Below are 15,822 nucleotides of genomic sequence, written 5' to 3' on the forward strand. Positions count from 1 at the left end.
GTGAAACCCTATAAAAACAAGGAAGGGTCAGGTATGTAAATACCTGACCCTCATTTCATCATTTTTTGATTGTAGCATATGCCGTTGCATACATTTTAAGCTCTTCAATCATACCTTCTACAAGTACTGCAGATTCTTCAAATAAACCATCATTTTCGTAATCGAAGCAATGCGGATCCAGAACCAATTGTTTGGCGATCACATTTGCATAAAGGCTTCGACCCACTGTCCTCACGGAATTCAAGGCATTGATCCCGCCTTTTCCTCCGCCGGAAACAGCCAATAGAGCGACTGGTTTATGCGTGAATTGTTCGCTGCTTAGAAAATCCAAGGCATTTTTCAAGGCTCCGCTCATGGAACCATGATACTCCGGAGTTGTCAGAATTACGCCATCAGCTTCCTCGATGCTTTTCCGAAGTCCTTGAATAACTTCCAGTTGATATTGTTCACCTTCACCTGAATATAAAGGGATTTCGCTATTGCTTAAATCAATAAGTTCCGCTCCGTATTTCTTGGATATGTAGCGTGAGGCAATCCCCGTACGCCCTTGTTTACGTGGTGAACCATTAATGATTACTAATTTCATGAATTAAACCTCCATTATTCCCCGATGTTTTCCGAGATCAGTCGCCAATACAGTATACCAAAACCGCAACGGAATTTCCTAGAATTTTGATTTTTCATGCAACTAAAAATCAAAAAAAAAAAACGAAAGACCTGAAGAAGTCTTTCGTTTAGCTTTCATACATTTAAACCAATGCTTCAATCTTGCTCATGAAATCTTCCATGACTCCCGATAACTTGGACTCAGCTTCTTGCATTGATTTACCTTGGACACCGAAATAGAATTTAATTTTCGGTTCAGTGCCTGAAGGACGCAGGCAAACCCATGTACCATCCTCAAGGAAATACTTCAATACATTTGATTTCGGAAGCTCGATCAATTCTTCATCATTTGAAAGTAATGTACGCTTCTTGCTGCTTTGGTAATCTTCTTCAACGACTACCGGAATGCCAGCTATTTGGGAAGGAGGATTTTGACGGAATTGATTCAATATTCCTTGAATCTGTTTCGCTCCCTCAATGCCCTTCAAAGTCAATGAACGCAAACCTTCCAAGTAAAAGCCGTACTTTTCAAACACATTCAGCAACCCTTCATATAAGGTCAATCCCTGCTTTTTATAATGGGCACAGACCTCGACAGCAAGCACCGCAGCTTGAATGGCATCCTTATCACGTGCAAAGTCTTTAATCAGATAACCGTAGCTTTCTTCATATCCGAACAAAAAGCTGCTTTCCCCGCTTTCATGATACTGATTTATTTTCTCGGCAATGAACTTAAACCCGGTAAGTACATCAACCGTCTTCAAGCCATATGACTCGGCAATCGTACGCCCGATTTCTGAAGTGACGATCGTTTTCAAGATGACTCCATTTTGAGGAATCTTCCCTTTTTCTTTTTTCTGGGACAGTAAATAATCCAGGAAAAGGGCACCTGTTTGATTACCAGTCAGGACAACATATTGGCCCATCTCGTCTCTCACGGCAATTCCAAGCCGGTCGGCATCCGGGTCCGTTGCTATCAATAGATCCGCTTCCACCTTGTTACCAAGCTCGATGGCCATTTCAAATGCAGCAGGTTCCTCCGGGTTTGGAGACTGAACTGTCGAAAAATCCGGATCTGGCATTTCCTGCTCCTTAACGATATGCAAATTTTGATATCCTAAGCTTTGCAGTGCCCGCCTGACGGATTTATTTGCCGTTCCATGAAGCGGCGTAAAGACGATTGACACATCTATTTCCTCGGCAAGCTGCGGGTTCTCTGGAACTGTAAGCAACGCGCGATTATACGCTGCATCCACTTCCTCCCCAACCATTTCGATGAGGCCCTGCAGTTTAAGGACTTCAGCTTCTTCAACCTGAATTTCAAGCTCGTTTTCAATGGCATTCACGTAGCTGATCACTTGATCCGCCGCATCCGGTGGCAATTGTGCCCCATCTGACCCATAAACCTTGTAACCATTATATTCAGGCGGATTGTGGCTTGCCGTGATGACGATGCCAGCAAAAGCATTCAGCTCTCGAACCGCAAAGGACAATTCTGGAGTTGGACGCAATTCATCGAATAAATAAGCTTTCACCCCAAATGTTGCCAAGGTCTTAGCTGCTTCCAGTGCAAATTCCGGGGACTTATGTCTTGAATCATAAGCGATCACAGCCCCTCTTCCTTTCGCTTCTTCCCCAAACGAAGAGATATATTGAGCCAACCCAACCGTTGCCTTCCTTACCGTATAAACATTCATCCGGTTCGTTCCCGCTCCGATTTCCCCACGCATTCCGCCTGTTCCAAACTCTAAATTTTTATAAAAGGCATCTTCGAGTTGTGCTTCATCCCGCTGCATTTCCTCAAGGAGGACACGTAATTCCCCATTTAAATTCTGGTACCCTGCCCAAGTGGTGTATAAAGATTTCCAATCCATCTCCAACATCTCCTCCCAAACGCCTCATATTTGTAATTATTATGTATCTACCTTACATATACAAAATTATCACATTTATTCCAATAAATGAAGCTCGTAATGAAAAGAACCGAATCCAGCATTCTTCACATCACGAGCTCGTATACCTCTTTATTTTTGGCCATCTTTGTAATGCAGATGGTAAATATCATGGCGGCGATCTTTCAATTGCTTTACAGTACCAGACTGACGCTCCCGCCTTAAGATTTCCAAATCGACATCGCCAATCAGGACCATCTCAAGGTTCGGGCTGGTTTCCCCGACTATGCCGTCACGCGCAAATTCGAAATCCGATGGAGAGAAGATTCCCGATTGGGCATATTGGATATCCATATTTTCCGTTTGCGGAAGATTTCCGACCGTTCCGGAAATGACAGTATAGATTTGGTTTTCGACTGCACGGGCCTGGGCACAATAACGAACTCGCAGATAGCCTTGCCTGTCTTCTGTACAAAATGGAGTGAATATGATTTTGGCTCCCATGTCGGTAGCAATCCGGGCGAGTTCCGGAAACTCAATATCATAACAAATTTGTATCGCAATTTTTCCACAATCCGTATCAAAGACACGAACGCGGTCACCTGCGTTAATACCCCACCATTTTCTTTCATTCGGTGTGATATGAATTTTATATTGCTTTTCAATCGTCCCATCGCGACGGAATAAATAAGCGATATTATAGATATTGTCATCATCTTCTTTAACGAAGTGGGAACCGCCGATGATATTGACGTTATACCTTACAGCTAAAGTGGTAAACAATTCAATGTATTGCTCCGTGAAATCCGACAGTTTCCGGACAGCCAAGCTTGGTGATCTTTCATTCAAGAAAGACATCAGCTGGGTGGTGAACAATTCCGGGAACACGGCGAAATCCGCATTAGCATCCGAAGCAACATCGGTGAAATATTCGACTTGGTTAGCGAAATCTTCGAATGAATCGATTTTACGCAGCATGTATTGCACGACGCAGATACGTACCGGCTCTGATGTTTTATAATAACGTTTTGTTTTCGGCTGATAATCGACGTTATTCCACTCCATGAGAGTAGCATACTTATTCGATTGCAGATCATCAGGCAAGTAATTCGGATTGATCCTCATAAGCGTGAACCCATTTAAAAGCTGGAATGAAAGAACCGGATCATATATTTTATGCAATTGCACTTCTTTCACATATTCCCTTGGTAATAGTTCCTCCGCATGTTTATGGTAATTGGGGATCCTTCCCCCGATAATGATGCTTTTTAAATTCAAATGGGCAACAAGCTCTTTCCTTGAATCATATAATCTTTGGCCAATTTTCATCCTGCGGAATTCAGGATGGACCATGACCTCGATTCCATATAAATTATAACCGTCTGGATTATGATTCGTGATGTACCCATTATCGGTTACATCATCCCATGTATGGCGGTCATCATATTCGTCAAAATTAATAATGAGACTGGAACATGAGCCAATCACTTTTCCATCATATTCAGCCACAAACTGTCCTTCTGGAAAAATCGCCAGATGGCTCTCAAGCTGATCTCGCTTCCAGGGAACCATTCCAGGAAAGCAACTCGACTGCAAAGCAATTATTTCATCTATGTCTCCTAGCCTCATATTACGTATTTCCATTATTTTTTCATATTTATGCAGGTCCAAATTGGGCATTTTTCCTCAGACTCCTTTAATCTCTTCCATAAGAATTATACCCCTTATTCAAAAATTAAAACAACTGAACCTACCCATGGATTACAAATAAAAACATTCTGAATGTCCGTTAAAAGAATATATATTTTACATACGCGGTCCTTACATACTATACTTTTCATGAGAGTAAAAAGAGATGGGGAAGAGGAACCATGAACAATACAAAACGCAGTGTGGAAAACTTATTATTTGTAGCCTGGGCTGCTTCCATCATTGCTATGTTTGGAAGCTTATATTTTTCTGAAATCAAGCAATATGAACCTTGTGTCCTCTGTTGGTATCAGCGGATCATCATGTATCCCTTTACGATCATTTTAGGAATTGCAATCATTCGAAAAGATTATTGGATCAGCTTTTATACGATGATATTATCCGCTATCGGTGCATTCATTTCCACGTACCATTACTTGATACAAAAGGTTTCATTCTTTTCTGACCACACCCTTGCATGCGGAAGGGTTCCATGTACAGGTCAATATATAAACGTATTTGGTTTCATCACCATCCCGTTCCTAGCCTTGACTGCATTCATCATTATTTTCATATGCAGTTACATCATATGGACAAGATCCAAGGAGGTTGCAGCTTAATGAAGAAAATGGCTATATTTTTAGTGATAATCGTCGCGATATTTGTCCTGCTGGGCGTTTTTACAAACTTGAAAAAAGAAGAAAAATCAAAAGGAAATCCATACGGTAAGGATAAGCTTAAACCCGCTACTGTCGATCAGCTGGATGACCCCAATTATCAAAACTTGATCCTGCCGGAAGAATTGGAGCAGGACCTCCAGGATAATGAAGATGTGACCGTTTACTTCTATAGTCCTGAGTGCCCGCATTGTCAAAAAACCACGCCAATCGTGGCTCCTTTGGCAGAAAAGCTGGGAATCGATCTAGTTCAATACAATCTTTTGGAGTTTGAACAAGGATGGAGCGATTATGGCATCAAAAGCACACCGACCATCGTTCACTATAATAATGGCAAAGAACAAGAACGGATCGTTGGCTATAATGATGAGGAAACGTTCGAGAAATGGTTCAAGGACCACGATATTAATTAAGGATGGAAAAAATGAGCCGGCCCTAACGGAAATGCTTCTCCCGTTATAGCCGGCTCATTTTTTTTGCCTTATACTAAATATTGATTCGCCACCTGGATGTCCATCATCTGCATCTCATTATTCGCTTCATGGTTTATACTTGAAAAATGGTCATAATAAAAGGGGAAGAATATTCCGCATTCATTCAATAGAGTGATGTTATGTTGGAACAATTCTTCAGATTCAGATTCCATAAAATCTTCTCTCTTTTGTTTGTCTAATATCGACATAAGGACTTGAAGACATGTCATTACTTGAAATGCGTCTCTTAATGTTGCCAAGTAAGTAACAGAACTTTGATTGGGCTTTAAAACGCCAATCTCGCGAAAATGAAGGATTTCACTTTCCGTAAAGTATTTGGGAAATACAGATTCGTAGAAACGAGAAACGAGACTCGCTATTTCTTGCTCTTGTTCTTCCGTTGAAGAAAAGACCGTCTTCACTAAAAAAACCACCTTTTTTCAGATCCGTTAGACCTATCTATTATATGTATATTCTAGGACAAGCGATTTCTTTCTCACTAGAATAACATAAATATTGTAAAAAATATGTGGTAATTTCCACCACGGAAATTTCATCAATAGGTCCAAGGTTACTTTTTCATGACTAATTCTTAATTATTATATATTTTTTTCATTTAATCAAAAACAAAGCAGTCGAAAGTAGGAGTTTTTATTGGAAAATTTCAGAATAACTAACCAACATTTAATAATTGATGTTCTCCAAAGTTGGAATGGATTAACAATTGAAAAGCTTTTTAGGGAGCGTTGGCAGGCCCCCAAAAAATTAGTGCATGAATGGAGAATGAGTAAAGAAGTTACAGTGAACGGGAATTCCGTCGCATGGTCAACTATCCTTAATGAAGGAGATTCGATCAGCATCCCCTTATTGGATCACGCTGAAAATGAAACAGTACAAGCGGCAGACTTAGGAATTTCCATCTTATATGAAGATGATGTGTTGTTGATAGCCAATAAACCGGCTGGAATGGATACCCATCCTTCTCAGCCCGGTGAAGCACACTCCCTCCTCAATGGTGTCGCGCACCATCTTCAAAAAACCGGCCAGACCTGTATGATCAAGCATATTCATAGGCTTGATAAAGATACCACCGGTGCCGTCCTTTTTGCCAAAAACCGCCTTATTGGGTCCATGCTGGACAGATTGTTGGAAGAAAGGGAAATCAAGCGGACTTACCTAGCTTTAGTCGAAGGAAACATTAAAAAGAATGAAGGCGAAATCAAAGAAAAAATTGGCCGCGACCGCCACCATGCGACGAGAAGAAGGGTTTCCCCTACAGGCCAGACAGCAGTCACACACTATCGGGTGCTCAACCGAGATCCCAAGAAAAACTTGACGCTGGTCAGCTGCACCTTGGAAAGCGGCCGAACCCATCAAATCAGGGTGCATTTCAGTCATTTAAACCACCCATTGGCCGGAGATACCTTATATGGCGGAAAAAGGACATTTCCACGTCAAGCCCTTCATGCAAGGAAAATTGAATTCATCCATCCCATATCAGAAGAAAAAATGATCGTTGAAGCTCCTTTCATTGATGAACCTGATATATTCGATGTCACCATTTAAACAAAAGAACACCGTTCCATTTCGGACGGTGTTCTTATTTCTTCATTAATATTATCCGAATTGTCGCTCATATTTTTTCACGGACGGATCTTCTGCATGTTGGGTCGAATTTTTCCGCTATACGGCCGAAATATACGCATGTCGGGACGAAATCCGTTCATTTTGGCATAAAAAATAGCTGGCCACTAGGGCCAGCTTTATTTTTTTATTTATGAAGCTTTTCTCATGCCTTTTAAGATAAGGCTTAAGATGAAGACAAATACTATTGCACCAATCAATGCTGGAATTATAGCGAAATCTGCTACTGAAGGTCCCCAGTTCCCAAGAATTAATGAACCTAACCATGCACCAACAAAACCAGCGATAATGTTACCGATAATTCCAAATGGTACGTCACGTCCAACGATCATACCTGCTAACCAACCAATGATACCTCCGATAATTAATGACCATAAAAATCCCATAATATATTTCCTCCTTCAAATTAGTTATTTTTTCATTTCTGCAGCAGACTCCAAGAAATCAAATCACTTCCATATTGTCATGCTTTTTTCAGTTATTTTAACTTTTACATTCAAATGGTATGATGCCGATTAGCACGATATCTAATGAATGTGAATGCTTTAGTTATTGGGTAGAGTTAGCTAGCTATAGCCCTTGAGTAACTGATTGGACAATCCTCATGTTAGTGATTTTTTTCTTTTTGTTTGCCGCTGTACTCATTATTTTCCCCGTTTAAATAATCTAAAACCTAATTTTTTTAAAAAATATTTGGCAACGAAAACAGGATTATCAGACATATTAAACGGGTATACCATAGGCTTTAACTTTGTCACATTGTTAGTATAAGCAGTAACCGTCTCAAATATGTTCATAAAGGAAAAAGAAAAAGGATGCCCCAATTTCCGGGACATCCTTCTATTATTTGCAGCATTCTTTTTAGAACAAAAGTTCATCGGGATTGCTGCCGAACCGTTCATTTTTGTTCAAGGCATCTATTTGATTCATTTCATTCAAGCTTAATGAAAAGTCAAATACATGTGCATTTTCCTCAATGCGGGACGGCGTAATCGATTTAGGTATTACAACTAGATCATGTTGCAGATGCCATCTAATCAACACTTGCGCTGAACTTTTCCCATGCTTCTTCGCTATATGATTAATTGTCGGCTCTTCCAATAGGTTCCCTCTTCCTAGCGGGCTCCAAGATTCTACCTTTATTTCGTGTTTTGCACAGTAATCACGAATTTCGACTTGAGTCAAAAGTGGATGCAATTCAATTTGATTGACGACCGGCTTCACTTCACTGTTTGCAAGTAAATTTTCCAAATGATGAACATGGAAATTACTTACACCGATTGATTTCACCTTTCCATCCTTATAAAGCTTTTCCAAAGCCCTCCAGGTTTCCAGATATTTATCTTTTCCCGGCCAGTGGATCAAGTATAAATCCATGTATTCCAAGCCAAGGCGATTTAAACTATCATCAAATGCCTGGAGCGTCGTTTCGTATCCTTGCTCTGTATTCCACACTTTAGATGTTATGAACAATTCTTCACGAGGCACGCCGCATTCACGAATCGCCTGACCAACACCTTCTTCATTTTCATAAATGGCAGCCGTATCGATCGCACGATATCCAACTTCGATCGCTTTCTTGACAGACTCAACCGTTTCATTGCCGTTTTTCACTTTAAATACACCAAAACCCAACTGTGGCATTTTAACTCCATTATGTAAGGTGATCGTTTCCCCAATATTTGAAATCATTCCATCATTCCCCCTTACTTTTATTTACCAATTATACATCCCTCCACCTTCTATTTCTAACCATAAGCCTCGGGATTTACAGAGTTCTTAAACGAAAACGCACCCATCTATATATATAAAAGGAAACATTTTATCTTTTTAATCATTCACTAAGTTAAATATTTTGTAAAAAAATGACGAAACATCTATCCTTATAGATATGAAATTCGTTACAATTGAATAGTTCGACTTAAAACCAAGTAAAAAAGAAGGTGTCAGCTTTTATAGAATAATCAAACGCAAAACTCCCATCCTAAATATTGAGGAGTTGCAAACTGTTATGCGCCCATTCATTGGCCAAAATCCATATACACTTTACACTTGAAATCAAGGGAGTCCTCCATGTATGAATAGCATACTCATCTTAACAGTGTTAATTATTATTTTTGCTTTGGTCTTTGACTTTATCAATGGTTTCCATGATACGGCTAACGCCATCGCTACCGCAGTATCAACCAAGGCGCTTAAACCACGTCATGCAATCATCATGGCTGCGGTCATGAATTTATTAGGAGCACTGACCTTTACCGGTGTTGCGCATACCATTACGAAGGATATCGTGGATCCTTTCACATTGAACAATGGTTCTTATGTAATCCTTGCTGCACTTATTTCGGCCATAATATGGAATTTAATCACTTGGTATTTTGGCATTCCAAGCAGTTCCTCCCATGCGATCATTGGTTCAATAGCGGGAGCTGCCATCGTGGCCAGTGGATTCGATGCGATTAAATGGAGTGGATTCACTAAAATTGTACAAGCATTGATTCTATCTCCCATCCTTGCCTTTACGCTTGGATTCATTGTATACAGTATTTTCAAGGTAGTATTCAAAAATAATAATTTAGGAAAAACCAATAAGCGATTCAGGAGAATACAAATTCTCACGGCGGCCATCCAGTCTTATACACATGGAACGAATGATGCTCAAAAATCCATGGGTATCATCACGATGGCTTTGATCGCTAACGGATATGCCTCTACCTCTGAAGTTCCATTCTGGGTACAATTATCATGTGCCATTGCCATGGCGCTTGGTACATCTATCGGAGGTTGGAAAATCATCAAAACCGTTGGCGGTAAAATCATGAAAATCCGTCCGGTTAATGGCGTTGCTGCAGATATGACTGGTGCAGCGATCATTTTCGGTGCAACCTTCCTGCATATGCCTGTCAGCACGACTCATGTCATTTCTTCTTCAATACTAGGGGTCGGTTCTGCACACCGCATCAAAGGGGTAAAATGGGGAACCGCAAAAAACATGTTGGTCACTTGGTTCATTACATTGCCAATTTCCGCTTCCTTATCTGGAATCATTTACTATTTGATTGCTTTATTTTTATAGAACCTTTTGCCTTTTCCATGCAGAGTTTGCAGACAATGGAACGGTAGGGACGTGACTCCTGCTGGAAAAGCGCGTCCAAAGGAGACGCCACGACCGCTCCCGGACCGCCCGCGGAAAGCGAGTGCCTTACGTTTCAATCAACGTTCATATTTCACACCCGCTCAAAAAAAATGCAGGCAATCTTGATTAATATCGAGTTGTCTACATTCGGAGTGCCTTTCCATATCGGAAAGGCTTTTTTTTGCAGATTTCCCCTTATAATTGCAGGTTTTTCCCTTTTTTTAATTTTCCTTGTTTTTTTATGTAAAGTTTTATTAAGATTTTGTAAATTTTCGTCGAAAAACCTTCCCGGATACTACATGAATTCGTTACAATCAATTTGTTAATACTAAGCGTACGACTAAAGTGCGTAAATTTGCATGACTAATTGGGAGGCTTTAACATGGCTTTTAAATCAAAAAAAGACAAATTCGCTGTAATGCTTTTTAACATCGCTCAAAACCTTAAAGAAGGTGCTGACTATTTCGCGGATTATAAACTCAAAAATATCTCCGATCTAAAAGTATTTTCAGATACGATGAAAGACTACGAGCATAAAGGCGATTCAATGGTCCATAATGTGATCAAAGAGCTGAACAATGCTTTCATCACTCCTATCGAACGGGAGGATATCCTTGAATTAACCATGAGAATGGATGATGTCATAGACGGTTTGGAACACTGTGCGGCATTATTCGAAATGTACTCAATTGTCAATGCAGATGAGTATATGCTTAAGTTTGTGGATGCAATCAAACAGTGTACGTATGAGATTGAAAATGCTGTCGATACACTATCCACTAAAAAATTGCCAATGATTCGTGAAAATGCAATCAAAATTAAAGATCTTGAATCAGTTTGTGACGGAATTCAACGTCAATCAATCAAAAACTTGTTTACAGTTGAAAAAGATCCAATCAGGATCATTCAATATAAAGAAATTTACGAAAGCCTTGAAGAGATCGCCGATCACTGTCAAGCGGTGGCCAATACACTTGAAACAATCATAATGAAAAACGCCTAAGGAGTACCCCAATAAATGGATACTTTATTAATTTTAACAATATTAATCGTTTTCTTTGCTTTAGCATTTGACTTCATCAATGGTTTTCATGATACAGCCAATGCAATAGCTACTGCTGTTTCAACAAAGGCCATGAAGCCTAGGCATGCCATCATCATGGCAGCAATCATGAATTTCGTCGGAGCTATGACATTTACTGGAGTGGCGAAGACCATAACGAAGGATATCGTGGATCCGTTCACGCTTCCGAATGGTTCATATGTAATTCTGGCTGCTCTGCTTGCCGCTATCATATGGAATCTTCTTACCTGGTATTACGGAATACCAAGCAGTTCCTCCCATGCATTGATTGGTTCGATTGCAGGTGCAGCCATTGCTGCAGCAGGCTTCGCCGGCATTAAATGGGAAGGATTCATGAAAATTCTTCAAGCTTTGATCTTCTCCCCGCTAATTGCTTTTGCAATCGGGTTTATCGTATACAGCATTTTTAAAGTAGTCTTTAAAAACAATAACCTGACAAAAACAAACCAAAAATTCCGGACTATACAGATTGCTACTGCGGCACTTCAATCGTATACACACGGAACGAACGACGCTCAAAAAGCGATGGGTATCATCACGATGGCCCTCATTGCAAATGGTTATGCATCAAGTACCGATATCCCCTTCTGGGTTCAATTCTCATGTGCACTGGCAATGGGACTTGGAACTTCCGTCGGCGGATGGAAAATCATTAAAACCGTTGGCGGCAAAATCATGAAAATCCGTCCGGTCAATGGTGTTGCAGCGGATTTAACCGGCGCTTTCATTATTTTCGGCGCGACTGTAATACACATGCCCGTCAGTACAACCCATGTTATTTCGTCTTCAATCCTTGGTGTTGGATCTGCGCATCGTGTCAAGGGCGTAAAATGGGGAACGGCAAAGAGAATGATCATCACTTGGTTCATCACCATTCCCATCTCGGCAACATTAGCTGGTTTGTTTTATCTTTTAATTAACTTCCTATTCTAAAATAAAATCCCTACCGGTAACCATAGGTAGGGATTTTTTGTTTTAACAAAGGATTTATCTATGCTTATTAATAGAAAATCGTTTAAAATTCAAGGAGAAGGAATTTTTTTAGCGAGGGGCAAAATAATAATGAAGGAATTCGAAAAAAATAGAGATATTTTTAAAGACCTTTATGGAGATATGATGGAGTTTGCCGATAGAATCAGTTCTGTTTTAGGTTGCCCCATTACAATCGAGGACGGTAACCATCGCTTACTTGCTTATAGCACACACGATGATACTACGGATCAGGCTCGTATCATGACCATAATCGGAAGACGTGTCCCTGAGAAGGTCATCAACAGTTTATGGAAAGATGGCTTCATACCCGCGTTATTGAAAGAAGATGCCCCCATTAAAATCGGGGCCATCAATGATGTCGGGCTCGGTAACAGGGTTGCGGTTTCCATCCGGAAAAATAATGAAGTACTTGGTTTCATTTGGGCTTTGGAAGTAAATGAACCTTTCTCCGAAGAAGATATGAAATTTCTGCAATTCGCTGCCAAGGAAGCGAAGAACCAGTTACAGCAATTGCAATTGAAAAAGAAAAGGAAAGAAGCCGGTCATCAAGAGTTTCTTTGGCGCATGTTGACCGGGCATTATCAAGAAGAATCGGAAATAATTGAAAATTATCAGAAATTCTCCATCCATGTTCCAGTTGTTTTTTCCATATTGGTATTTGAATTCCCTAAAGAAATCAATCGCGAAGTGGAGCGCTACATTTCATACATGTTAACGACCACTCAAAAGATAAACAGTTCATTATTTGCCATTGACCATAACAAACTCATTCTTTTCGCGGGAGCCAACCAGGAAAACAGCCCTTCTTTCACTTCATCCATTTATGAGTTCATTCCTTTTTTCATTCTGGAGATGAAACGGCGTTTCGGTGTTGAGCATATCCTTGGAACGGCTGGCAATATGTATAAAAACTTAATGGACGTTAAATCAAGTTACGAAGAAGCTCAATACACCCTAAAAATGAAGAATATATTCCCTGATGACATGAAACTCATTTTACATTATGAAGAACTTGGCATGTTTCAAATGATTGAATCACTCGCAAGCAACAAACAGCGTCGTGTTCATCCTTCCATCCTTAAACTAAAAGCATACGACATGAAAAACCAGACGGAATTGCTGCAAACACTAACTGTCTATCTAGAGAAAGACTGCAACCCAAACGAAGCTTCAAGAAACCTTCATATCCATGTGAATACATTGAATTACCGATTAAAAAGGATTTCGGAAGTGGGAAATATCCGGTTAAAAGACCCGATTCAAAAAATGTCCCTCTTTCTTAACATTAAACTTAATCAATATGATGAATTCTTCAAGAAAAATTAATGATATATTCCCTGATATGGAATACTAGAGGTGTGGAAAGGTTGATCTTATGAAATTTGAAACAAAAGAAGAACTTGAAAAAGAATTAGCAATCATAGATAAATGGGAGAAGGATCAGAAAGGACTATGGTTTTGGGAACGTATTGGGCGGATCCCTTTCAAGCTATTGGATAAGTTGACACCGGATTTCATTCAAAAAAAATTGGGTGTCATGCTTGATGAAATCGGCAGCTACATTCAGAATGGCGGAAAATATTTAACGAAAGAAGCTCATATTCTAAATCAGCTGCAAGCCAAGAATCCCGAGTTGAATATTTCTGCCCTGGAAGATGTTTCAAGCATCCCCCTCCATATCATGGATAGCGTGAGTCAGGATATTAAAAATTCAGGGAGCAAATTGGCAACGGTTCAAGGTGCCACTACCGGGATTGGCGGAATCTTCACCTTGGCAATCGACATCCCCCTTCTTCTCGGCATGTCGATCAAAACCCTTCAGGATATCGCCATCACATATGGCTTCAATCCAAGGGACCGCCAAGAACGTATATTCATCGTCAAATGCCTGCAATTCACAACATCGGATGTAGTCGGCAAAAAGGCTCTATTAAATGAATTGTCGAAAATGACCCAGACTGATTCCCAATCAAAAAGGGAAATAGCATCAGAACTGCAAGGATGGCGAGAAGTCGTTTATACATACCGTGATCAGTTTGGCTGGAAAAAGCTTTTGCAAATGGTTCCTGTTGCCGGAATAATATTTGGCGCCCTTACAAATCGTTCCATGATTGCCGACATAGCCGATACGGGAATCATGCTTTATAAGAAAAGAAGGATTCTAGAGCGCATTCAAGAACCAATTGCAAAGAATTGAATTCAGCTTTAATTAGGTTTTGATCCTGGCAAGCCCATGTTTTTTGAAACTGCGTTTGTGGAATTCCACAAATACACCTTTTTCATTTTTCTGATTTCCACATACTAACTGTTTCTTTTTCCAACTATACTTGTGATACAAATAGTAAAACATATTATTGGAGGGATTAAGATGAGAATAGGAATTCCAAAAGAGATTAAGAACAATGAAAATCGTGTAGCTATCACTCCAGCTGGGGTCGTAGCATTAGTCAATGCAGGACATGAAGTATTAATCGAAATGAACGCAGGTCTAGGAAGCAGTTTTACAAATGAAGCATATCAAGAAGCTGGAGCTGTTATAGTCGAGGACGCTGCTAGCGTTTGGGCAAGCACAGAAATGATCATGAAAGTAAAAGAACCTATCTCATCTGAATATAAATATTTCCGAAAAGATTTAATCCTTTTCACATATTTACATCTTGCGGCAGAACCGGCACTAGCTCAGGCCCTAAAAGAAAGCGGTGTCTTGGCCATTGCTTATGAAACGGTTGCAGTAAACCGCACACTTCCTTTATTGACACCAATGAGTGAAGTTGCAGGACGCATGGCTGCACAAATCGGTGCTCAGTTCCTTGAAAAAAATAACGGCGGTAAAGGAATACTCTTAAGCGGAGTTCCTGGAGTTAAACGCGGTAAAGTCGCTGTTATCGGCGGAGGCATGGTTGGAACGAATGCTGCTAAAATCGCTATTGGATTAGGCGCAGATGTTACCATTCTTGACTTAAGCCCAGACCGCCTTCGTCAACTTGATGATATTTTCGGAAATGAACTGACTACACTCATCTCCAACCCTTATAATATTGCAGAAGCAGTCAAAGATGCCGATTTGGTTATCGGTGCTGTATTGATTCCAGGTGCTAAAGCTCCTAAGCTCGTTACTGAAGAAATGGTTAAATCGATGTCTCCAGGTTCAGTCATTGTCGATGTTGCAATCGACCAAGGCGGTATCTTTGAAACGGTCGACCACATAACAACACATGATAACCCTACTTATGTTAAACATGGAGTAGTGCATTATGCAGTGGCGAATATGCCAGGAGCAGTGCCTCAAACTTCTACAGTTGCTTTAACTAACGTAACTGTACCATTTGCACTTCAAATTGCAAACAAAGGTGCCATCAAAGCAATCCTTGAAAATGATGCCCTTGCAAAAGGCGTCAATGTGGCGAACGGTGAAATCACGTTCGAAGCAGTTGCCACAGACCTTGGCTACAACTACGTAAGTGTTGAAAACGCCTTAAACCCAAATAACATTAACGCTTAATAAAAAATAAGACTCCAGAATCTTGTCTGGAGTCTTATTTTTTTTGAACGAGAATCTCGATGAAGCTGTTAGATTGAATTATCTGCTATGACGAACTATTTTTCCGGAAAGGCCACTACTCTGCCC

At 40.3% G+C, this 15,822-nt stretch carries 15 protein-coding genes; 9 read left to right on the forward strand and 6 right to left on the reverse strand.

What is annotated here, in order from left to right; all coding sequences use genetic code 11:
- Nucleotides 1–58: 58 nt before the first annotated feature.
- The 3 genes from ACWF5P_RS07825 to ACWF5P_RS07835 all read right to left on the reverse strand — a co-directional run bounded on the left by ACWF5P_RS07825 (nucleotide 59) and on the right by ACWF5P_RS07835 (nucleotide 4,178).
- Nucleotides 59–586, reverse strand: coding sequence for an NAD(P)H-dependent oxidoreductase (locus tag ACWF5P_RS07825; protein ID WP_434168714.1), 528 nt, complete (start codon nucleotides 584–586; stop codon nucleotides 59–61).
- 163 nt (nucleotides 587–749) lie between these two features.
- A complete protein-coding gene (locus ACWF5P_RS07830; protein ID WP_434168713.1) occupies nucleotides 750–2,480 on the reverse strand; it encodes a phospho-sugar mutase in 1,731 nt (576 codons plus the stop codon).
- A 150-nt stretch (nucleotides 2,481–2,630) separates the two neighbouring features.
- A complete protein-coding gene (locus ACWF5P_RS07835) occupies nucleotides 2,631–4,178 on the reverse strand; it encodes a carbon-nitrogen hydrolase family protein (protein ID WP_137018058.1) in 1,548 nt (515 codons plus the stop codon).
- A gap of 191 nt (nucleotides 4,179–4,369) precedes the next feature.
- Between ACWF5P_RS07835 and ACWF5P_RS07840 the strand changes: the two genes are divergently transcribed.
- Nucleotides 4,370–4,807 carry a disulfide oxidoreductase gene (locus ACWF5P_RS07840; protein ID WP_101224324.1) on the forward strand — a complete coding sequence of 146 codons (438 nt, stop codon included), beginning with the start codon at nucleotides 4,370–4,372 and terminating at the stop codon, nucleotides 4,805–4,807.
- A complete protein-coding gene (locus tag ACWF5P_RS07845; RefSeq protein ID WP_048689755.1) occupies nucleotides 4,807–5,277 on the forward strand; it encodes a thioredoxin family protein in 471 nt (156 codons plus the stop codon). The genes ACWF5P_RS07840 and ACWF5P_RS07845 overlap by 1 nt, the downstream gene beginning before the upstream one ends.
- Before the next feature lie 68 nt (nucleotides 5,278–5,345).
- Here ACWF5P_RS07845 and ACWF5P_RS07850 read toward each other — a convergent pair whose 3' ends face one another.
- Complete coding sequence (locus ACWF5P_RS07850) at nucleotides 5,346–5,759, reverse strand: DUF5365 family protein (RefSeq protein ID WP_048689759.1); 414 nt, start codon at nucleotides 5,757–5,759, stop codon at nucleotides 5,346–5,348.
- A 232-nt stretch (nucleotides 5,760–5,991) separates the two neighbouring features.
- On the opposite strand from ACWF5P_RS07850, the gene ACWF5P_RS07855 reads away from it, so the two are divergent.
- A complete protein-coding gene (locus tag ACWF5P_RS07855) occupies nucleotides 5,992–6,903 on the forward strand; it encodes an RluA family pseudouridine synthase (protein ID WP_434168712.1) in 912 nt (303 codons plus the stop codon).
- A gap of 209 nt (nucleotides 6,904–7,112) precedes the next feature.
- On the opposite strand, the gene ACWF5P_RS07860 is transcribed toward ACWF5P_RS07855, so the two are convergent.
- A complete protein-coding gene (locus ACWF5P_RS07860) occupies nucleotides 7,113–7,367 on the reverse strand; it encodes a GlsB/YeaQ/YmgE family stress response membrane protein (protein ID WP_170946860.1) in 255 nt (84 codons plus the stop codon).
- Nucleotides 7,368–7,842: 475 nt separating this feature from the next.
- Nucleotides 7,843–8,673 carry an aldo/keto reductase gene (locus ACWF5P_RS07865; RefSeq protein ID WP_434168711.1) on the reverse strand — a complete coding sequence of 277 codons (831 nt, stop codon included), beginning with the start codon at nucleotides 8,671–8,673 and terminating at the stop codon, nucleotides 7,843–7,845.
- A 385-nt stretch (nucleotides 8,674–9,058) separates the two neighbouring features.
- On the opposite strand from ACWF5P_RS07865, the gene ACWF5P_RS07870 reads away from it, so the two are divergent.
- From ACWF5P_RS07870 to ald, 6 genes are all read left to right on the forward strand, one after another.
- A complete protein-coding gene (locus ACWF5P_RS07870; protein ID WP_101224326.1) occupies nucleotides 9,059–10,057 on the forward strand; it encodes an inorganic phosphate transporter in 999 nt (332 codons plus the stop codon).
- 442 nt (nucleotides 10,058–10,499) lie between these two features.
- Nucleotides 10,500–11,120: a DUF47 domain-containing protein gene (locus ACWF5P_RS07875; protein WP_063235631.1), complete on the forward strand. Its 621-nt coding sequence runs from the start codon at nucleotides 10,500–10,502 to the stop codon at nucleotides 11,118–11,120.
- A gap of 15 nt (nucleotides 11,121–11,135) precedes the next feature.
- On the forward strand, nucleotides 11,136–12,134 hold the full coding sequence (locus ACWF5P_RS07880) for an inorganic phosphate transporter (RefSeq protein WP_101224327.1): 999 nt from the start codon (nucleotides 11,136–11,138) through the stop codon (nucleotides 12,132–12,134).
- Between the two features lie 129 nt (nucleotides 12,135–12,263).
- Entirely contained in the window at nucleotides 12,264–13,520 is a 1,257-nt protein-coding gene (locus ACWF5P_RS07885; protein ID WP_230177196.1) for a PucR family transcriptional regulator, read from the forward strand.
- Nucleotides 13,521–13,569: 49 nt separating this feature from the next.
- Entirely contained in the window at nucleotides 13,570–14,391 is an 822-nt protein-coding gene (locus ACWF5P_RS07890; RefSeq protein WP_434168710.1) for an EcsC family protein, read from the forward strand.
- 171 nt (nucleotides 14,392–14,562) lie between these two features.
- A complete protein-coding gene (ald, locus tag ACWF5P_RS07895; protein ID WP_053533925.1) occupies nucleotides 14,563–15,696 on the forward strand; it encodes an alanine dehydrogenase in 1,134 nt (377 codons plus the stop codon).
- Nucleotides 15,697–15,822: the final 126 nt, after the last annotated feature.

The sequence above is a fragment of the Peribacillus sp. NPDC055009 genome, assembly GCF_053608705.1.